Genomic DNA, 20470 nt, shown 5'->3' with positions numbered 1-20470 from the left:
TTCTAATTTATATTTATGTAGAAAACAGGTTCTATTGTATAATCTTTACCAGGTAAAAAGTTGTAATTACTCTCCACTGCTAAACCTCCAGACTCAAATCTAATAGTATGAAGACCTGGTTCTAGTTCAAAGTTAAAGCCTTTTAACAGTTTCCCATTATCGTATATTTTTATCTGATTTAAAGAGCTATTATTTGTTTTACTTAATAAATCACTTGGTACAACTACGGATATTTTTGCATTTGGTGGTTTAATAGGTTCCAGGTTGGCATTTATCACAGTATTTCGTGTTAAGTTGATATTGGTTATATAGTCAATAAATCCATTGGCTCTTATTAATATAGAGTGAGTTCCTGCTTGAATTACAACGCTGTTTCCGTTTATTTGATTTCCATCAATAAAGATATTACTTGGAGTTATATTGCTATTTATCGTTATGGTATAACTTGGGATTATAGGTTCTAGAGATGCATTTAACTCAGTGTTTCTATTTAAATTTATATTTGTTATGTAGTCTTTATATCCCTCTGCTTTTATTATTACAGAGTGGTTCCCTGCATTTAATACGATTCGATTTCCACTTATTTGATTGCCATCAATATATGTATTAAATGGTTGAATATTACTATTTATAATTAATGAATACTTTGGGATCTCTGGTTGTAGCGCTGCGTTTATTACAATGTTTTTATTAAGTGATATATTAGTATTGTAATCTAAGTATCCCCTCGACGCGACTCTTATTCTATAGTTCCCTGGCCGTAAAGCGATTCTGTTCCCAGAAATCCTATTACCATCAATATATACATCAAATGGTTTTACATTACTATTAATAGTTACAGTATAGTTTGATACTGCTGGTTTTAATCCTGCATTTATCTCCATATTTCTATTAAGGTTTATTCTGTTGCTATAATCTTCATATCCATCAGATTTAACAACTAGTAGGTGAGAGCCTTCAGGAAGTGTTGTTTTGTTACTCCTTTGTTTTACTCCATCTATAAATACTTCATAGTTTCTAACATTACTGTTAACAGTAAGAGTATATTGTCTCTTGCTGTTTCTTGTTTGAGAAAAACCAAAAACTGCTGTAATAAATATTAAACATATTAAAAAACTTTTTTTTAACATATACTGACTCCTTTTTTTATATTATATGAACAAATATAAATAATTACAATTTATAACTTCTCCCAGTCGACAAAACGGTTAATACTCTCTTCGATCTGTTGAGGGTTGTAGGGTTTAGATAAAAAATCATTCATTCCTACCTTGCTACAGTTCTCTCTGTCTGTAAGTGAGATATTCGCTGTTAATGCAATAATTGGGATATCTTTGTTATGATTCCCTGCCTCTTCATTTCTTATTAAGTTTGAACATTGTAAACCGTTCATTACAGGCATTTGTAGATCCATTAAGATTAAATGATACTTTTTATTTTGAATCTCCTTAATAGCCTCCTCCCCATTTAGTGCTTTACCAATATGAAACCCCATCTTTGTAAGTAGTTTTTCTGCAATTATTAAGTTTACTGTATTATCATCCACAACTAGAATATTTACCTTGGATCTTTGATTCTCTTTAAGGGTGTGGATTGTTGTTAACTCACCATCTTTGTATTCCTTTCCTACTATCATAGAGACTGCTTCAAGAATCATCTTTGGGTTAAATGGTTGAGAAAAATATCCATCAATATTTAATTTACGACAAAGTTCTCCATCTCCCCTTGTTCCTTCATGGGTTAATGTTATTATTTTTAATTCGTTAAAGGTTTTTAACTGTTTAATAAAAGGTTCAAGGTTCACTTTCTCTAAATGGAAGGTGTTTAAATCGAAAATTATAAAGTCAAATCTCTCAAATTTTAGAATATTAAGGGCAAGATCATATGTCTCTACAACTCGGGAGATCTGAGTCTGCTCCTTTAAGAAGTTTTTAATATTAGAGCTTTTAACAACACCATTGTCTACTATAAGACCACGAATTGTTGATAAATCAACACCATTTCTAGGTTTAAGAAGGGGAAGTCCCTTTTCTAGGTCTATGTTGAAGGTGAATTCTGACCCTACACCTAAACTGCTTGTAACAGTTATCTCCCCACCCATTAGTTTTACTAACTTTTGAGATGTTGATAACCCAAGTCCCGTTCCACTAAAACCTCTGCTTAAGGAGGAGTCCCCTTGGTAGAAACTGTTAAAAAGTGTCTCCATTTTCTCCTTAGAGATACCTATCCCTGTATCTGAGACTTTAAACTGCAGAGTTGCATTTTTATCATCTTCTTTAATTATGTTACAGCTAAACTCAATTGTTCCCTTATTGGTAAACTTAACAGCATTGTTATAAAGGTTAGAGAGGATTTGTCTTATTCTTCCAGGATCCCCGCTATAGTAGTTTGGTACCTCATTATCAATACTGTATAAAAAAGTTAAGTCTTTCATCTCTGCAGTTAGGTGATTCATAGAGTAAAACTCTTTTAACAGCTTTCTAAGGTCAAAATGAATATTCTCTAGCGTTAAATCGCCCTTTATCATTTTTGAAAAATCCAGGATGTCATTTATTGTTGTTAGTAGGGACTCTCCACAGTTGCTAATTGTTTTTGAAAACTCCCTCTGTTCCCTATTTAAATCTGACATTAATAGCAGGTTATTCATGCCAAGAATACCGTTGAGAGGGGTTTTTATCTCATGGGATATATTTGATAAAAAATTACTCTTAGTCTCATTTATTTCGGATTCTGTAGTTAAAATTAGGGTTGGGTTTCTTTTTTTGTCTCTTTTTAAGATTATAATAAAAATAGCTATATAAACCAAAGTTATTAATATTGTTGGAACCAAGCTAAGCTTATGTTGGAAAAAAAGTGTGTAGGTTGGTAGACTTGATATTAGTAGTAGAACTATTAAAATTAAATTGCTCATATAACCTCTTACAATAAAGAATGGTATAACAGAAAGTATTTTACAATAGTATCCCTTCTCTAATATACTTAAAATAGATGACAGGAGGTTTTTTTGTCTGATTTTAAAGATGTTATATCAACTCATTGTGTTAGATTATATGGCTTGTGTCTGTTTACTATTAACCCAGATTATAAGAAGTATGTTTTAAATAGACGGTTCCTAGGTCGGCTAAATATGGAGGCCACATGGATGGAGGAGACTCTAGACTCTGTAGGGGCCAGAAATAGTGAGGAATGGTTTCCTTTTAGGGAGGGGGTCTCTGCTATTAAGCTATTCTCCACTGTTACCTACGATGTTTTACATGTAAGTAATAGCTTTGTTAATTATCAATTGATTAAAAGTGATAATAACTTTGAATCGGATATCTTAAGGGTTAAAGAGGACCTATATGATGCTATTGTTAAAGCCTCATCCTACCTTGTAAAAAGGGCTAAGAAGTGTGGAATTCATAGCAAGGGGGTTGAGAGTATAGATCCTCAAGAGTTTTCTGATATAGATTTTATGGTAAAATTAGAGCGTGATCGACGCTTAAGGCATATAGATAATCCAGGGAAAAGTCTTATATATTTAGCAACCGAGTTCCTAAACCTTAAACCGGAGCTCTCACTTTTCCATGATCTATCTAATCTAAAGAAAGCTGATTACAGGAATTTTATACCGGAGAGTGTGAGTGAGGAGAAGTTAAGACTTGTTTTAGTACGGTTTCATAACCTACAGTCTCTATACGATACATATCTATCAGAGTCTGACATAGAGTCAGCAGATTCAAGATTAAAGGTTTTAAGGGGGCATATAAGTTTTATTTTTCATATGCTAAAGTCTGCAACTGATTTTTCTCACTACTATGAGAGACACATTGTTCCAAGAAAGACCTCCATTTTTTTTAGTTCTCTGCTTCCAATTCCTGTAGATCGATTTTTAGAGATAACAATTAGCTTTTTTATGGTCTACTTGATTGAGTATTTTGATGGGGCAGAGAAGCTTTGTCGGGACGTAATAAATAGCTATGCAGAAATTGGTGAAGTTACAGTATCGATCCCTCCATATAGAGGGTTTCACGTTAGACCATCCTCCCTTGTTTCAAAAATTATTAATTATTATGGGGGAGAGGTTCGTATGTTTGTTAACAACGTCGAGTATGACCCTTCTACTCCCTTAGAGCTTTTTCGAGTGAATGAGGAGATAAATGCCCTTAAAAGAAAGAAGCTTTTTGAGTATGTATATAGTAATGGACTAGAGGGACTAGAGCTAAAAAGTCTTATTGAGACACTTGCTAAACAAGACTTAGTTGTAATATATAGTGACGATTTTGAACTAAATGGGATTGGCAATAATGACTCAGCCCAGGATTATTTAAAAAACTCAATCTCATTTTTGTTAGCTTCTGGGAAAATTGATATAAAAATGGATATAAAAGTAAAGTTTATTGGGGATAAAAGATCTTTAAATGATATTCAGCTTTTATCGGAAAATGGGTATGGAGAGGATAAATATGGAAATAACATTCCACTGCCTAAAAAACTATTCTATTTTAGAAGATAAGTATATTACCCGTGTAATAAAATGTAATTTTACAATTCTTACAGAAATAATTTGACAGCTGTAGTGTAACAGTATTAACATAAAAAAAGATTTCATTGAAATTTTAATTTATAGTTATTAAGATTATTATGAATTAATTCAAAAAAGGAGACAAAATGAAAATTCTAACTAAATTGTTATCAATCACAGTTGTATCTGTATTGATGTTTGGTTGCCTATCTACAGGACCTGTAGAACAAAAAGGTGTGGAGCATGAACTTACTATTCTTCATACTAACGACTATCATGGTCATCCTCTTGCATTTTATGACTACCCAGCTGGTGGTCAGGGTGGGTTACCTGCAAGAGCTACCTACGTAAATGGTGTTTTAGCAAAAAATGAGAATGTTCTTATTTTAGATGCAGGGGATATTAATACAGGAAGACCTGAGTCTAACTTTTTTAAGGGTGAGCCAGATATTTTAGGTTATAACTATATTGGTGTTGATGCAATGACAATGGGTAATCATGAGTTTGATTATAGTTGGGATATTATGCAGAAGCAGATTGAAATGTCAGACTTCCCATGGTTAAGTGCAAATATTAAAAAAGATGGAAAGTATCTTGATAATGTACAACCTTATATTATTAAAGAGTATGATGGTTTTAAAGTTGCTATTCTTGGTTTAACAGATTCTAGAACTGTAGATACAGGAAACCCTGAGAATATTAGTGGGTTAGAATTTTTAGATGAAGTTGAAGTAGCTAACGAGTTAGTTCCTATGTTAAAGAAAAAAGCTGATATTGTTATAGCTCTAGTTCATATGGGGTTATATGATTCTAATGAGAAGGGTTCAAGAAGATTAGCTGCAAATGTTCCTGGATTATCAATGATTATTGATGGACATAGCCATACAATGTTAGAAGAGCCTGCAATGGAAAATGGTGTTCCTATTGTTCAAGCTAGACATTGGGGTCTATATGTAGGTAATGCATCTATTAAATTTAAAGATGGTGTTGTAACTTCTTTTGACTGGAACTTGGATCCAATTAATGTTCAATATAGAGAGAAGGATGCTGATGGAAATAGTATCTATAAATATGTTGGAGAAGAGTTAGCACAAGACCAAGGTTTATTAGATATTATTCAGCCTTATGCAGATAAAGTAGATGCTGTATTAAGTGAAGTTATTGGAAATGCTACAGATGTTTTCTTAAACGATGATACTAGAAGAATGGAGACAGCTCTAGGTGATATTGTTACAGATTCTCAGATCTGGTTTCTACAAGAGATGGGACAAGATATTGACTTTGCATTCCAAAACGGTGGTGGAATTAGAGCTACATTAGGTGCAGGAGAGATTCAAAAGCAGACAATTTATGAAGTTCTTCCATTTGATAACTCAATTGCAAAAATCTCTCTTAAGGGTAGTGATGTAATTGCTCTATTTGATAAGGCTGCTCAAAATATTGGTGCAGGTTCAATGGCTCAAGTTTCTAAAGAAGTAAGAGTTGTATTTAACGCTGAGGCTAAAACTGTTGAAAGTTTAACAATTGGTGGTGAAGCTGTAGATCCTAATAGAGTTTATAATATTGCATTAAACTCATACTTGGCATCTGGTGGTGATGGATACTCTGTATTTAAAAATGGTACAGATTATTATGACTCATCTTTAATGCAAAGAGACGCTTTTATTGATTACATTATCGAATTAGGTGGAGATATAACTCCAGCTACAGATGGTAGAATCACTATTAAATAGATTGTAGATATTAATCCCCCTTGGTATAATTAACACTCCAAGGGGGATTAATGGAATTTCGGCCGTGTATTGATATTCATGAAGGCAAGGTTAAGCAGATAGTTGGTAGCACTCTATCAGATTTTAGCTCTGACCTATCTGTAAATTTTGAAAGTAAACAGACATCAGATTTCTATTCTAAACTATATAAAAAAGATAACCTAAAGGGTGGGCATATAATAAAGCTTGGTTCTAATAATGATAAGGCTGCTCTAGATGCTTTAAAAGCTTGGCCTGGGGGATTGCAAGTCGGTGGTGGTATTAACTCTGATAACGCTAAAAAATACCTAGAAGCTGGGGCTAGTCATGTAATTGTCACATCCTTTGTTTTTAAGGATGGAGTTATAAACTTTGAAAATTTAAATAAACTTGTAAATATTGTTGGAAAAGAGCATTTAGTTTTGGATTTAAGTTGTAAAGAGATTAATGGTGAGTATTTTATTGTTACAGATAGATGGCAGAATATTACAGATGTTAAGATAGATAAGGAGAGTTTAAAGCTTCTTGGTGGATATTGTGATGAGTTGTTGATTCATGCAGCTTCTGTAGAAGGGAAAATGATGGGACCAGATTTGAATCTTGTAAAAATTCTTGGAGACTTCTCTCCTGTAAAAGTAACATATGCTGGTGGGATTTCTAATCTTGGAGATTTAAAAAATATTAAGGAGTTAGGACAAAATAGAGTGAATGTTACTGTCGGCTCAGCCCTAGATATCTTTGGTGGAAAACTTCCTTATAAAGATGTTGTGGATTTTTGTAAAAGTTCAATATAATTTTCCTCTAATATTCTCCATGTAAGAGAGTCTAAATTAGGTAGATCAGATTTTTCTGTAAATTGTTTTATTATTCCTTTAGCTAACTCCCCAGCACTGTTTTCATAGAGGTACTCTTTATCAAACCAGCTAGGGTAACTTAGTCTATTGGGAACTACAGGGATGGCTCCATGTTGTACTCCCTCCATAACTGCAAGGCCTTGGAATTCATGGATAGCTGTAGATATTATAACTTCACCCTTTTTTAACCAGTTTAAATACTCCTCCTTTGATTGCTGTCCCCAGCAGAGGATACTGTTTGAAAACTCTGTTTTTATCTTTTTAAATACATCTGGAGAGTTTTTAAACTCTATACCCATCATTATTAGTCTAAAATCTACTTCCTTTTGTTTTAATATTTTTAGTGCTTTATAAAAATCTTCTGGGTTTTTATCATACTCCCATCTATGGTTCCATATAATTGAGTTTTTAATTTTTTTTCCGAACTTAGCCTTATTGCTTATGGGAACAGGGATTATAGAGCTTTTTCTTTCTATTTTATCTACTAAGCTTGTTGGACTATAGTCATTTATGCTTTTAAGAAGCTTTTTAGCTCCTCTTAGAAATGTATCACTGTTATACTGGCTATTGAAAACTACTTTATCCGCTGCTAAGGCACCATATAGGTTAACCATCATAGACTCTACGTTTGAGTTATTCTTATTTTGGGATAGGGGATATTCGAACTGGTTCTCATGAAAGTATAATACCTTGTTTGCATCTCCTAGATTTGGGAAAAGACCAATAAGTGATGCTAAGTCAACCATAGAAGTTGCAAGGATAGTATCATATTTTTTTAATAGTTTTTCAGACTCAATTCCCATCCAACTAAGGGCATTCCCCCTAATTCTCCATGAAAATTTTCTTGGAGGAAGGGTCAAAAAAGTCCAGGAGTATTGGGGAAGTTTATTAATTAGGGTATTACACCAGTAATTATGACTGTGAGTATTGTATGCAGATAGTAGAAGTATATTCATATTATTGATATTATTTCAGATAGTATGAACATATCAAGACTTAAAAAAAGATTGTCTGGAGATCATGACTTTAAGGGTCATACAATCCTTGGATCTATGTGTACAGAACCTCATAAAATGGCAGTAAAAACATATAAGAGGTTTTTATCTACAAATGTAGGTGACCCTGGATTATTCCCTAAATTAATCCAGTTAGAAACAGAGTATATAGCAAGTCTTGGTAGGTTGTTATCCAATGACAGCGCTGTTGGAAGTGTAGTTTCTGGTGGATCTGAGGCAAACATATTAGCCCTATGGAGTGCAAGAAATAGATCAGAAAAGGGGAAAAGAGAGGTTATTATATCTGAAACCTGTCACTTTTCCTTTGATAAGGCTGCAGATCTATTAGGTTTACAGCTAATAAAAATTCCAGTAGGTAATGATTATAAAATACGGGTAGATCTTGTTGAAAAAGCCATAACAGATAAAAGTTTGGCAATAGTTGGGATAGCAGGTACTACAGGTCTTGGTGTATGTGATCCTATAGAAGAACTATCAAAAATTGCAGTTAAAAATAATTTATATCTCCATGTGGATGCTGCATTTGGAGGCTTTGTTTTTCCATTTATTGATAACTCCCCTAAGTTTGATTTCTCCTTAGATGGTGTTATGTCAATTACTGTTGATCCCCATAAGATGGGACGGGCTGTAATACAGTCTGGATGTATAATTTATAGAAATAGAGAGATCGCAGAGTCAATAAACATAGACGTAACTTATTTAAGTGGGGGAAGAGCAAAAAATAGATCAGTATTAGGCACAAGAAGCGGTGCTTCTATTGCCGCATCTTGGATGGTTTACAACTACCTTGGTTACAAGGGGTATAAAAAAAATATTGATAGGAGTATGAAGTTAACCTACTGGTTTATAGATGAGATTAAGAAGATTGATGGTTTAGGAGTAAAAGTTCAGCCGGAGAGTAATATAGTTGGACTCTGTGCCTCTAAAGGTCTAGATATAAAAGAGATTTTGTTTAAAATAAGGGAGAGGGGCTGGGCTGTTTCTGAATGGCCAGATTATATTAGAATAACATTTATGCCCCACGTAACTAAAAGATCCCTTAAAAAGTTTTTAGTTGACCTTAGATCTATTGTTCAGTCTCTTCATGGCAATAGCTAGGGTTAATAGGGTAACTAGGGACATAAGGGATGGAACCATCCAAAAAACTTTAAAATCTATATCTCCATTTTTGGTGAAATTTTCCGCCACATATCCTGCAAAAAAATTCCCACAAAGTCCTGCAAGTCCTACTTGAACCATAGTGAAAATTTGATGAATACCACCCCTAGAGGATATGTCGGATAAGCTGTCTAGGTAGATAGTTGACCCTGTATAAAAGAATGCAAAGATGAATCCATGAATTATTATTCCAAAAACAGTTAGTGGTGTAGGGCCGTTTATATAAAAGATAATATATCTAGTTGCCTGTAGGATTAGAGCTAAGATAAATATGTTTTTAAATCCTAACTTTTTAATAATAAAAACAAGGGTAAATAACATTAATATTTCAGGTGCCTGACCAAGGGATAGTAGTAAAATAATGTTACTCTCCTCGGTACCGTTATAGCTTAAAAACATAGGCATCCCATAGCCTAAAAACTTATCTGCTGTTGAACTAATAAAAACTAATATATAGATAAGTATAACCTCAGGTTTTTTTATTACATCTATGGCTTCTTTAGGGAGAAGTGATACTTTTTTATCCCTATCTAGTTTAAGCTTAGGAAGTTTTAACGTTAATACTACTACTATTAGAGAAAAGACAGCAGAGAGTTGGAGTATAAATGGTTTGTACCCATCAATATTAAATATTTTGATTATAAAACTAACTAACCAGCTTGATGTCACCCATCCAATTGTTCCCCAAACTCTAATGGTTCCAAATGAGTTTCTATCCTCCATATTGTGAAATATTAAAGCGTTAACTAGGGCGTATGTTGGTACAAGTAGAATAGTATAGGTAAAATATGCGATTAGTATTGTTATATAGTTAGTACCAAAAGACATTACTGTTATTAAAGCGGCCGCTCCAATGTGACAAAGGGCTAAAAAACGTCTTGAAGTTATTACTCTATCTACAATCCAGGCACTAAAAAAAGGAACAACGATACTTGGTATGGAAGCCATTGAAAGGATTACTCCAACTTGCATGCCTGAGAAGTTTAAATACTCTTTTAAATACATACTTAAAATAGGAACGTAGGATCCAACAGCACTTAGCTGAAAAAAGATTAATAAAGACAGGTGTAATTTTTTTGATTTCATTAAAGGAATCTACTCCGAACTTATGGTAATTGCAATAGTATTTGTTTATAGTAAGACACTAACTTATAGATTTTAAGGAGTATATCATGAGTAGTTGTCCATGTGGAAGTGGAAAAGAGTTAGATGTTTGTTGTAAACCTTATATCTCAGGTGCTGTTAAAGCACCAACTGCAGAATCTTTAATGAGGGCGCGTTACACAGCCTATACCCAGGTAGAAGTTGATTTTATCATGAAGAGTCATGACTCAAAAACTAGGGATCAAATTTCTAAGGATGAGACAAAGAGTTGGGCAGAGAGTTCTCAGTGGCTTGGATTAGACGTTATAAGAGTCGAAAAAGGTTCTGAAGATGATAAAGAAGGACTTGTAGAATTTAAAGCATATTATAAGCAAAATGGGGTAAAACATACCCACCATGAAGAAGCTTCATTTGTTAAAAAAAGAGGTTCTTGGTATTTTGAAGATAGTAAAATTGTAAATAAACCGATAGTACGAGAGGGTGAAAAAGTTGGACGTAATGATCCTTGTCCTTGTGGAAGTGGAAAAAAATACAAAAAATGCTGTGGATGAAAAATCTAATGTAAAAAGTCACTTTCTAAAGTGGCTTTTTTTTATTAATACCAATATAATCTAATTATGAAACTCTATTTATTACGACATGGAGATGCTGAAATATTTTCAAGCAATGGTGATCGAAGTCGTGTGTTAACAGAAGAGGGAATGGCCCAGTCTAAAGTTGCTGGTCGTTATTTAAAGAATATTCATCCTTCTGTGGTCTTGTTATCCACATATGTAAGGGCAAAAGAGACTCTTACAATTGTTAATAGGGAAGGGGGAAGTTGTGCCCTTCGGGAATTTATTAGCATGGATGTTGCCCCTAATGCTTCTGTTGATGATCTGATGGTTGAAATTAATGAGTATAAAGAGGATTCAGTTCTTGTTGTTGGACACAATCCCCAGCTATCTAATTTAATATACGACCTTACTGGGCAGAATAAGGTTATGGGTAACTGTAGCTTTGCTGAAATTGATTTAGAGAGTAATAAATTATTACAGTTTATTCCGGTGGAAGATATGAGTGTCTGAAGCAAATAATAGGGCTATAAGGCTATCTCAAGAGGGTAGGTTAGATAGTTCTATAGAGTTATTTTTAAATCTTTTAAATCAAAACCCTAATGACCCTATAGTTAATTATAATTTAGCCCTGGTCTATATAAAAAAGGGTTATTATAAAAATGCTATACCTCTACTTATTAAATCTGTAGAGATAGACCCTAATGATGAGAATTTAAACCAACTTGGAAACTGTTATATTAATAGGGGCGAGCTAGACTTAGCGAAAGAGACTCTTTTAAGAGCAACTAAAGAGTTTGGTTCTTCAGATAGCGAAAACAGCCTAGGAGTGTGTTATTTTCTAAGTGGAGATTTTAACAGTGCCAGGGCCCATTTTAAGCTCTCTGTTGAGTTAGATGAAAATAATGATGATGCTTGGTATAATTTAAGCGATACCCTAAAAGAGTTAGGATTAAATAGAGAAGCTAAAAAAGCTTACAAAAAATTTATTGATATTGGAAAAAGAGATGAAGTATAAATGTTTAATTTTAGATCATGATGATACAGCGGTTCATAGTACTGCGGATATTCACTATCCTGCCCATTTGGAGACAATGGAGGTTTTAAGACCGGGACAAAAGGTTATATCCTTAGATGAGTGGTTTTTGAAGAATTTTCACCCAGGTATAATGGAGTATATGAAGGGTGAATTAGGTTTCTCCCAGGAAGAGATAATGGAAGAGTATAAAATCTGGCAGGACTATGTAGAGACTCGACACCCGGAATTCTATCCTGGTTTTTTAGATATTATTAGAGATTTTAAAAAGAAGGGTGGTCGTATTGCTGTTGTTTCCCACTCTAATAAGGATATTATTAAACGGGATTATGAAAGGGCTGGAGCTGGTGATATTCCAGAGATGATCTTTGGATGGGATATTGATGAGAGTAAAAGAAAACCTGCCCCCTTTCCTGTTGAGGAAATTTTAAAAGAGTTTGATCTTAAAAGTGAAGAGTGTCTTATCATCGATGACCTTAAACCTGCGGTAATTATGGGGCAAAGTACAGGTGTTCATGTGGCAGGAGCTGGGTGGGGGCATCAGATTCCAGAAATTGTTGATTACATGAAAGAGAATTGCCACTACTACTTTAAAGAGTTATCCGAATTTAGAAAATTGATTTTAGACTAATCTCTAACTTCATAATTTTTATAAGTTGACAGATTTTAAATTCCGACTGTAATATTACTTAAAACGTTTACAGAAATATTACAGCATAGAAAAAAGTATTTGTCTGTAAAAAAATTAAGGAGAAATAAATGAGATCTATTTTAAAAAGAGCATTGATTTTATCTGTTATGTGTCTATTAACAGTTTCAGTGTTTGCAAATGGAAACAAAGAGGCAGAAGCTAAAAGTGAAAAAGTTGTTCTAAATTGGTGGACATGGACTATTCCTACAGTGGAAGATTTTGCTGTTATTAAGAAAGGCTTTGAGGCTAAATATCCAAATATTGAGTTAATTTCCAGTGTAAATCAGATGGATGACTATAAAACAAAGTTACAAACTGAGTTTGCTTCAGGAGCAGGACCAGATATTTTATGTGTTCAACCTGGTTCATTATTAAATAAATATAACTCTTTTTTAATGGATTTAGAGGAACCGGCAAAGGATACATTAGTTAAGTTAGTTCCTGCAGTTGTCCAAGATGCTAAAAAAAGATCTGGTGGTGATAAAATTTCAATGGCTCCATTAGGTTCAGCTTCTACTATGTTTGTATATTATAATGCAACTTATTTTGAAGAAGCAGGTATTACTGAAGTACCAACAGATTTAGCTAGTTTAAAAAGTGCTATCAGTAAATTAAGAACTACATTTCCAGATAAATTACCTCTAACAATAGGGTTAAAAGATAGCTGGTTTAATGGTGATGTCTTCTCTCTATTTGCAAATATGGTTGAGCCAGGTATTACAGAGTTAGCTGATAATGGTCTGGTAAAATGGAACTCTAGTAAATTTGTAGAAGCAATGGAGCTTTTAAAAATGTTAGTAGATGAGGGTGTTATAGAAAAAGATGCTCTTGGTGTAGCAGTTTATGAAGACTCAATTGGTATGTGGGCAGACGGTAAAGCTGTTATGCATATAAATGGTGGTTGGGCTATTGGTATGTTATCTAACCCATCAAATGTAAATGCAGAGGGTACTCCTTATGCGGATAGACGGGGTGGAAGAGCTACAGATAACGATGTATTTGGAGCATTCCCAGTTCCTAACTTTGCAGGAGGCAACCCTGTAGTTTTAGGTGGTATTGATGTTGGTATTGCTGTAAATAAAAATGTTGAAAAAGATCCTGCTAAATTAGATGCAGCTATGAAACTTTTAGACTATATGTTAGTTGGAGAGGGACGTGAGTATCAAACTGGTAGACCAGGTGCTGGACTTATTCCTACTTTAATGGGTGCATCTTTAAATAAGAGTATTTACCAGGATGAAGCATCATCTAAAGGTGTAGACGCTATTGTTGAAGCTACAAACTACAACATGGCTGCTCCTAGGGGTGTTCAAAACCCTGCTGTATTTACTCAGATGGGTATAGTTGTACAAAATGTTGTTTCAGGAAACGATATTCAACAAGAGTTAGATGCACTTCAATTAGCATCAGAAAAATAGTATTTTTACCGGCATAATTTATGCCGGTTATTTTAAATTTAGTGGAGTTTGTATGGCAGAAATCAGACAGGGATCACTGTTAAAGATGAAGCGGGATGAGATATTGTCAGGATATCTTTTTCTTGTTCCTGTTTTATCTTTGTTAGGATTATTTGTTTTTTACGGTTTATTTTATGTAATTAAACTTAGTTTTTATAAGTGGGATGGGTTTATTCCTGATTCCATGGTTTTTAGGGGTTTAAAGAACTATCAGTTATTGTTTACAGATCCACTTTTTTACAAGGCCCTAGGGAATGTATTTATTTTTATGGTATCTACAGTAACTATTCAGATGTTCCTTGGTTTAACTATAGCTCTTTTATTAAGGGAGAGGTATAAGGGGCACTCAATTTTTAAAGCTATATTTTACATTCCTGTAACACTTTCAACAGTTGTTATTGCAAGAATTTTTATGGGACTATACGAGCCTTATTTTGGAGTTATTAATACGGTTTTAAGGTCTATTGGTTTAGAATCCTTTACTAGGGTTTGGTTAGGTGACCCATCTACAGCTCTTTGGTGTATAATTATTGCGAATATTTTCCAGTGGACAGGTGCCCAGATGGTTTTTTATATTGCCGGTTTAACTACTATTGGTGATGAGATCTTTGAAGCTGCTCAAATAGATGGTGCTGGATTTTGGAAGACTTTTAAATCAATTGTACTTCCAGGTTTATGGTCTACCCATACCACTGTAATTATTCTTGGTGTAGTTGGAGCAATAAAGACATTTGATATTGTCTGGTTATTAACCCAGGGAGGGCCAGGTAACTCAACCCAATTCCCTGCAACACTTCTTTACCAGGCTGTAGCACAAAACTCCCAGGCGGGTTATGGAGCTGCAATTAGTGTATTGATGATTATTATGAGCGTAATATTATCCGCTGTTCAAATTAAATTTAATAAAAAGAGACAGGAGGTATAATATGTTTAAATCTGCAAGTAATAAGCAAAAGGTCATTACCCAAACAATATTGGTTTTAATTTCAATAATGTACATTATCCCAATGGTTTATGTATTAATATCATCCTTTAGAGGTGGTGGAGTTTCAAACTATACCTATCTATTTACATCTGGGTTTCCAATAATAAGAATGATATTTAATAGTGTTCTTGTATCTGTACTACAGGTTACTTTAATAATAGCTGTCTCATCTCCAGCAGCTTTCTCATTTTCTAAAATTAGGTTTCCAGGTAGGGATACAATCTATTTAGTTCTTATGTTAACAATGTCTATCTCTCTTCTATGTTTTATTACACCTCTTTTTCAGACTATGAAGTTTTTAGGTTGGATTAATACCTACGCAGCCCTTGTTCTTCCAGCAGCAACATTTTGGTTACCTGTAGCAATACTAATTCTTAAAAACTACTATGACTCTCTAGGGAACGAACTTATGGAAGCGACTAAAATGGAAGGTGGTGGTTATTTTACTATCTGGTCTAAAGTTTATGCTCCTTTAAGTAAGCCTGCTACAGTAAATGTCCTAGTTTTTGCTTTTATTAACTCTTGGAACGATTATCTTAATCCACTTCTATTCTCTAGGACAGATGAGATGAGAACACTTCCAATGGCTGTAATATCATTAACATCATCTATATACGGGGCAAGACCAGAGATAGTTTTTGCCTGTCTTGTTATTATGGCAGTCCCTTCTATCTTTATATATCTTCTTTTCCAAAACCATTTAGGAGAGGGTATGACTTCTGGTGCAGTTAAGGGGTAATGATCTTTTTTTGTTTTATCTATATTCTAAAATATGTATAATAAAATAATTTTAATCAGGGAGCAGTAATTTGAAAGTTAAACTTGAAGACGTCGCAAAAAAAGCTGGAGTATCAATTGCGACAGTATCTAGGGTTTTAAACAATCATCCTGTAAGTGCAAAAGCAAGGAAAATTGTAGAAGAGACAATTGCTGACCTTGATTATAGGCCAAATCTAACAGCAAGGGGTTTAATTAAAGGGCAATCCTATAGAATTGGTGTTATTGTCTCCAATATGGAAAACCCATACTACTCATCAATAATGAGCTCAATGGAGTTTCGCCTACGGGATGATGGGTATCTATGTAATTTTGCCAGCTCATCCTCAAGGGGGCATGAGGAGACAGATATAATTAGAAGATTTTTAGACTCTGGTGTTGATGGTTTAATTATTGTAGATGTGGGGACAAAGGGTGAACACTCAGGTCTCTATGCAGATATTAATAAACAGATTCCTGTCGTTTTAATAAATGGGAACCCGGATAGATTAGATAGTAATCTTATTATGGTAGACCAGGAGAAAGGGATGGAACAGGTAATGAATTATCTCTTCTCCCTTAATCATAAAAAGATTGGTTTTATCCGTGGTGGAAAAAATGGCTTTGCCTTTGTTTGTAAAGAACAGGTGTATAGAAAAAAGTTAAAGGATTACGGCATAGAGATCGATGAGGCTCTAATTGTTAATATTGATGACTCGGACCACTTTGATTGTATAGATTTTACTGCTGAAAAAGTTAAAAAAATTTTAGATAGAGAAGATAGACCAACGGCTGTTTTTGCATCAAATGAATTAATGGCCCTTGGAGCAGTAAAAGCTGCTAAGGAGCTAGGTCTAGACATTCCTAGGGATATCTCAGTTGTTGCCCATGATAACACAGTCTTTTCAGAGATCTCCCATCCAAAAATGACCACAGTGGATATGACGCCATCCCGTCTTGGAGTTGAGGCCTCTGAAATGATGATACAGCTATTAAATAGTAAAACAAGGACACCTCGAAGATTGATTTTATACCCAGAGCTCGTAATTAGAGAGTCTACTGGGCCTATTTAATTTATACCCTATTAAAGAGGTTTATAACCTGCATCTTTTATAGCTGACTTTATTGTATCAATGCCTTTTATTTCACTATTTTTAAAAGTTATTACTACCTCTTTTTTCTCTAGGTTAACATTTGCATTATCCACATATTCAAAACTCTTTACACAGTTCTCTACATTCATCTTACACTTATTGCAGCTCATACCATTAACTTTTAGTGTAATACTTGCAACATCATCTTTTTTAGCAGACTTCATATTAAAGTTTTTTAAGCTTAAAGAGTTTGTAACTACGGAAACAGAACTAAATGCCATTGCAGCACCTGCAATTATTGGGTTTAAAAAACCTAAAGCCGCAAAAGGAATTCCAATACTGTTGTAGAAAAATGCCCAAAATAGATTTTGTTTAATCTTACCCATGGTTCTTTGTGATAGTAAAATTGCAGCTGCTATCTCCCTTAAATCTCCACGCATTAAGGTTATATCGGAAGACTCCATCGCAATATCAGAACCCTCTCCCATGGCAATTCCAGTATCAGCAACAGCTAGAGCTGGAGCATCATTAACTCCATCCCCTACCATAGCTACTATCTCTCCATTTGCTTGTAGTTTTTTTACTTCACTTGCTTTCCCTTCTGGGAGAATCTCGGAAAGAACATTCTCAATCCCAGCCTTTAATGCTATAGCATCAGCTGTTCTTCTGTTGTCTCCAGTTATCATATAGACTTTAAGGCCCAAGTTTTTTAGTAGATTTACAGCCTCCACAGACTCTTTTTTTATGCTATCCGCAATGGTAATTAAACCTATAGCTTCACTCTTTGTTGATAGAATAACCACAGTATTACCCTTTAACTCAAGTTCCTCTTTTTTCTTTTTATAACTTTGAGATGGAATTTTATTATCATCCATTAGTTTTTGGGTTCCAATTAGAAGAGTCTGGCCATCTAAAATACCTTCGACCCCCATTCCAGGTATAGATTTAAAACTTTCAATGTTTTTTAGTTTTATACTCTCATTCTCTGCGGCCCTTACCACAGCTTGGGCAAGGGGGTGTTCAGAGTTATACTCTAAACTTGCTGCTAACTCTAAAATTTGGTCTCTATTATAGGATGTTCCTATTGGGTAAATAGATTGTATCTCTGGTTTTCCCTGGGTAAGAGTCCCTGTTTTATCTAGAACTATTGCTGTTATTTTTCCTGCTGATTGTAGTATCTCTCCATTTTTAATAAGAATCCCTCTTTGGGCTCCTTTCCCTGTCCCCACCATAATTGCTGTAGGTGTTGCTAAACCTAAAGCACAAGGACATGCTATTACAAGAACAGCTACTGCAGAGATCATTGCTGAGGTTAGTGACCCAATAATTAGCCACCAGATCAGGAAAGTTATTAGAGAAATAACTAGAACTACTGGGACAAATATTGATGCAACTTTATCTGCAAGCTTTTGTATTGGAGCTTTTGAACCCTGGGCTTCCTCAACTATAGCTATTATTCTTGATAATACAGACTCTTTTCCCACATGCTCCGCTTTAAACTCTATGGAGCCGTAACTATTAATAGTTCCACTAACAACCTTATCTAAGATACTCTTTTCAACAGGCATACTCTCTCCTGTTATCATGCTCTCATCAATTGCAGTATTTCCCTTGGTAATAATGCCATCAACAGGAATTCTCTCCCCAGGCCTTATATTAACAATATCCCCAGGGACTACATCACTTATAGGAACTTCTATAACTTCTCCATCCCTAACAACCCTTGCAACCTTTGGTTGTAAACCCATAAGTTTTTTAATTGCTTCTGAAGTTTTACCCTTGGCGTTACTTTCAAGGTATTTCCCAAGTAGAACAAGGGTAATAATTATAGCTGAAGCCTCAAAGTATAAACCATTTGTTTCTACACCAATCCTTTCTGCAAAATAACCGTTAAAAATACTAAAAAAATAGGCTGCAGATGTACCTAAAGCGACTAAAACATCCATTCCTGGACTTCCTGCCTTTATAGATTTCCATCCTGCTATATAAAATCTCCCTCCTATCCAAAACTGAACAGGGGTTGCTAATATTAGCTGTATTGTAGGATTGTGAAGAAACATTAAAGCCTCAATCTTAAATATACCTGCGAACATAGCTAAAACTAATGGTGCACTTAGAGCTGCCGAAATTATACTTTTAACTTTAAGCTTTTTATGTTGTTCCCTTTTTTTTCTATCTTCAATATCTTCACTACCTTTTTCGGGAATAGATGCTATATAACCAGCATCAATAACGCTTTTTATAATCTCATCAACATCTATCATTTGGGGGTCATAACTTACCGTTGCCCTCTCTGTTGCTAGGTTAACAGATGCCATGTCGATCCCAACTCTATTTTTTATACCCTTTTCTACATGGGCTACGCAGGATGCACAGGTCATCCCTTCTATGTTTAGTTGAATAATTTCCATATTCTCTCCTATTTTGCCATTTTGTTAATAGTTTTTAACAACTCATCTATTACTTCTGTCTCCCCAGCCTTAATCTGGTTTACAACGCAGCTTTTCATATGAGCCTCTAATAGTAGGGATTTCACACCTTTAATTGCCGACTCGATGCTCATTATCTGGTGCAAAATATCATCACAATAGATATCCTCATCTATCATCTTGGATACACCTCTAACTTGACCCTCAATTCTTTTTAATCTTTGTATCATCTGCTCTTTTGTTTCATAGGAATGATGTGCCTTCCTTGGTTTAGAATTGTTTCTCATTTAGTATACCCCCCTACCCTATAAGTAGTCTAAATCTATAATGAATAAATAGTCAACACAGAGAAACCTTAGATACTGGGAATTTAACTAATTAACAATGTCTCAAAAAAAGGATTAATATTAATTCTATTGCAATCTTTCTTTTACGAGCTTAAAATGTAGTAATAAATTAAGGAGGAATAGATGGCTAAAAGTATTAAAGGTACTAAAACAGAACAGAATTTATTAAAATCTTTTGCTGGGGAATCACAAGCAAGAAATAGATATACATATTTTGCTAGTGTTGCAAAGAAAGAGGGTTTAGTTCAAATCCAACAAATTTTTGAAGAGACTGCAAATCAAGAGAAAGAGCATGCTAAAAGAATGTTTAAATTTCTTGAGGGTGGAGATTTAGAAATTACAGCAACATACCCTGCAGGTAAAATCTCTACTACATTAGATAACCTAAAAGCAGCAGCAGCTGGTGAAGAGGAAGAGTGGACAGAGTTATACCCTGAATTTGCAAAAGTAGCTAGAGAAGAGGGATTCCCTGCAATTGCCTCAATGTATGATGCAATCTCTATTGCTGAAAAACAACATGGAAAAAGATATAAAGATCTTGCAGATAATTTAGAAGCTGGAAAAGTTTTTAAAAGAAATGGTTCTGTAGTTTGGAGATGTATTAACTGTGGTTATTTACACGAAGGTGAAGATGCCCCTAAAGCGTGTCCAGCATGTTTACACCCACAATCTTACTTTGAGATATTAAACGAAAACTGGTAAGATAGTATGTTTTAGTACAAAAACTCTAGGAT

General features: G+C 34.3%; 19 protein-coding genes. 13 read left to right on the top strand and 6 right to left on the bottom strand.

Translation table 11 applies throughout. The features are described 5' to 3' along the window. Positions 1 to 2: 2 nt before the first annotated feature. Both EW093_RS08110 and EW093_RS08105 read right to left on the bottom strand, forming a co-directional pair. Positions 3 to 1130: a PEGA domain-containing protein gene (locus EW093_RS08110; protein WP_149567913.1), complete on the bottom strand. Its 1128-nt coding sequence runs from the start codon at positions 1128 to 1130 to the stop codon at positions 3 to 5. A 50-nt stretch (positions 1131 to 1180) separates the two neighbouring features. Beyond that, positions 1181 to 2911: a response regulator gene (locus tag EW093_RS08105; protein ID WP_149567912.1), complete on the bottom strand. Its 1731-nt coding sequence runs from the start codon at positions 2909 to 2911 to the stop codon at positions 1181 to 1183. A 93-nt stretch (positions 2912 to 3004) separates the two neighbouring features. Between EW093_RS08105 and EW093_RS08100 the strand changes: the two genes are divergently transcribed. The 3 genes from EW093_RS08100 to hisA all read left to right on the top strand — a co-directional run bounded on the left by EW093_RS08100 (position 3005) and on the right by hisA (position 7049). Further along, positions 3005 to 4495 carry a hypothetical protein gene (locus tag EW093_RS08100; protein WP_149567911.1) on the top strand — a complete coding sequence of 497 codons (1491 nt, stop codon included), beginning with the start codon at positions 3005 to 3007 and terminating at the stop codon, positions 4493 to 4495. Positions 4496 to 4650: 155 nt separating this feature from the next. Then, positions 4651 to 6237, top strand: a complete 1587-nt coding sequence (locus tag EW093_RS08095) for a bifunctional metallophosphatase/5'-nucleotidase (protein WP_149567910.1) — start codon at positions 4651 to 4653, stop codon at positions 6235 to 6237. Between the two features lie 50 nt (positions 6238 to 6287). Further along, positions 6288 to 7049, top strand: a complete 762-nt coding sequence (hisA, locus tag EW093_RS08090; RefSeq protein ID WP_149567909.1) for a phosphoribosylformimino-5-aminoimidazole carboxamide ribotide isomerase — start codon at positions 6288 to 6290, stop codon at positions 7047 to 7049. Here hisA and EW093_RS08085 read toward each other — a convergent pair. Further along, positions 7010 to 8065 (bottom strand): tRNA-queuosine alpha-mannosyltransferase domain-containing protein, encoded by a 1056-nt coding sequence (locus EW093_RS08085; protein WP_149567908.1) that lies wholly within the window; start codon positions 8063 to 8065, stop codon positions 7010 to 7012. The two genes, hisA and EW093_RS08085, sit on opposite strands and share 40 nt — an antisense overlap. A gap of 24 nt (positions 8066 to 8089) precedes the next feature. Between EW093_RS08085 and mfnA the strand changes: the two genes are divergently transcribed. After that, positions 8090 to 9223 carry a tyrosine decarboxylase MfnA gene (gene mfnA / locus EW093_RS08080; RefSeq protein WP_149567907.1) on the top strand — a complete coding sequence of 378 codons (1134 nt, stop codon included), beginning with the start codon at positions 8090 to 8092 and terminating at the stop codon, positions 9221 to 9223. Here mfnA and EW093_RS08075 read toward each other — a convergent pair. Continuing rightward, positions 9176 to 10369, bottom strand: coding sequence for an MFS transporter (locus tag EW093_RS08075; protein ID WP_149567906.1), 1194 nt, complete (start codon positions 10367 to 10369; stop codon positions 9176 to 9178). The two genes, mfnA and EW093_RS08075, sit on opposite strands and share 48 nt — an antisense overlap. 86 nt (positions 10370 to 10455) lie before the next feature. Here EW093_RS08075 and EW093_RS08070 point away from each other — a divergent pair, with 86 nt between their 5' ends. The 8 genes from EW093_RS08070 to EW093_RS08035 all read left to right on the top strand — a co-directional run bounded on the left by EW093_RS08070 (position 10456) and on the right by EW093_RS08035 (position 16939). Continuing rightward, positions 10456 to 10938, top strand: coding sequence for a YchJ family protein (locus tag EW093_RS08070; protein WP_149567905.1), 483 nt, complete (start codon positions 10456 to 10458; stop codon positions 10936 to 10938). A gap of 66 nt (positions 10939 to 11004) precedes the next feature. Next, the gene (sixA, locus tag EW093_RS08065; RefSeq protein ID WP_149567904.1) at positions 11005 to 11454 is read left to right on the top strand and encodes a phosphohistidine phosphatase SixA; all 450 of its coding nucleotides are present in this window, start codon (positions 11005 to 11007) and stop codon (positions 11452 to 11454) included. Continuing rightward, positions 11447 to 11959: a tetratricopeptide repeat protein gene (locus EW093_RS08060; RefSeq protein ID WP_149567903.1), complete on the top strand. Its 513-nt coding sequence runs from the start codon at positions 11447 to 11449 to the stop codon at positions 11957 to 11959. Before sixA ends, EW093_RS08060 begins: the two co-directional genes overlap by 8 nt. After that, entirely contained in the window at positions 11949 to 12608 is a 660-nt protein-coding gene (locus tag EW093_RS08055) for an HAD family hydrolase (RefSeq protein WP_149567902.1), read from the top strand. Before EW093_RS08060 ends, EW093_RS08055 begins: the two co-directional genes overlap by 11 nt. Before the next feature lie 128 nt (positions 12609 to 12736). After that, a complete protein-coding gene (locus EW093_RS08050) occupies positions 12737 to 14086 on the top strand; it encodes an ABC transporter substrate-binding protein (RefSeq protein ID WP_149567901.1) in 1350 nt (449 codons plus the stop codon). A gap of 52 nt (positions 14087 to 14138) precedes the next feature. Next, on the top strand, positions 14139 to 15050 hold the full coding sequence (locus EW093_RS08045; protein WP_149567900.1) for a carbohydrate ABC transporter permease: 912 nt from the start codon (positions 14139 to 14141) through the stop codon (positions 15048 to 15050). Between the two features lies 1 nt (position 15051). Beyond that, positions 15052 to 15849: a carbohydrate ABC transporter permease gene (locus EW093_RS08040; RefSeq protein ID WP_149567899.1), complete on the top strand. Its 798-nt coding sequence runs from the start codon at positions 15052 to 15054 to the stop codon at positions 15847 to 15849. 70 nt (positions 15850 to 15919) lie between these two features. Further along, entirely contained in the window at positions 15920 to 16939 is a 1020-nt protein-coding gene (locus EW093_RS08035) for a LacI family DNA-binding transcriptional regulator (RefSeq protein WP_149567898.1), read from the top strand. An 11-nt stretch (positions 16940 to 16950) separates the two neighbouring features. Here EW093_RS08035 and EW093_RS08030 read toward each other — a convergent pair whose 3' ends face one another. Together EW093_RS08030 and EW093_RS08025 are read right to left on the bottom strand one after the other, a co-directional pair. After that, the gene (locus tag EW093_RS08030; RefSeq protein ID WP_187759884.1) at positions 16951 to 19371 is read right to left on the bottom strand and encodes a heavy metal translocating P-type ATPase; all 2421 of its coding nucleotides are present in this window, start codon (positions 19369 to 19371) and stop codon (positions 16951 to 16953) included. Between the two features lie 8 nt (positions 19372 to 19379). Further along, positions 19380 to 19676, bottom strand: coding sequence for a metal-sensitive transcriptional regulator (locus EW093_RS08025; RefSeq protein ID WP_149567897.1), 297 nt, complete (start codon positions 19674 to 19676; stop codon positions 19380 to 19382). A 183-nt stretch (positions 19677 to 19859) separates the two neighbouring features. Between EW093_RS08025 and rbr the strand changes: the two genes are divergently transcribed. Continuing rightward, positions 19860 to 20438 (top strand): rubrerythrin, encoded by a 579-nt coding sequence (rbr, locus tag EW093_RS08020; RefSeq protein WP_149567896.1) that lies wholly within the window; start codon positions 19860 to 19862, stop codon positions 20436 to 20438. Positions 20439 to 20470 lie beyond the last annotated feature (32 nt).

This window comes from Thiospirochaeta perfilievii, assembly GCF_008329945.1.
Classification (GTDB): Bacteria; Spirochaetota; Spirochaetia; order DSM-2461; family DSM-2461; genus Thiospirochaeta; species Thiospirochaeta perfilievii.
This window is presented reverse-complemented; position numbering and strand designations above follow the sequence as displayed.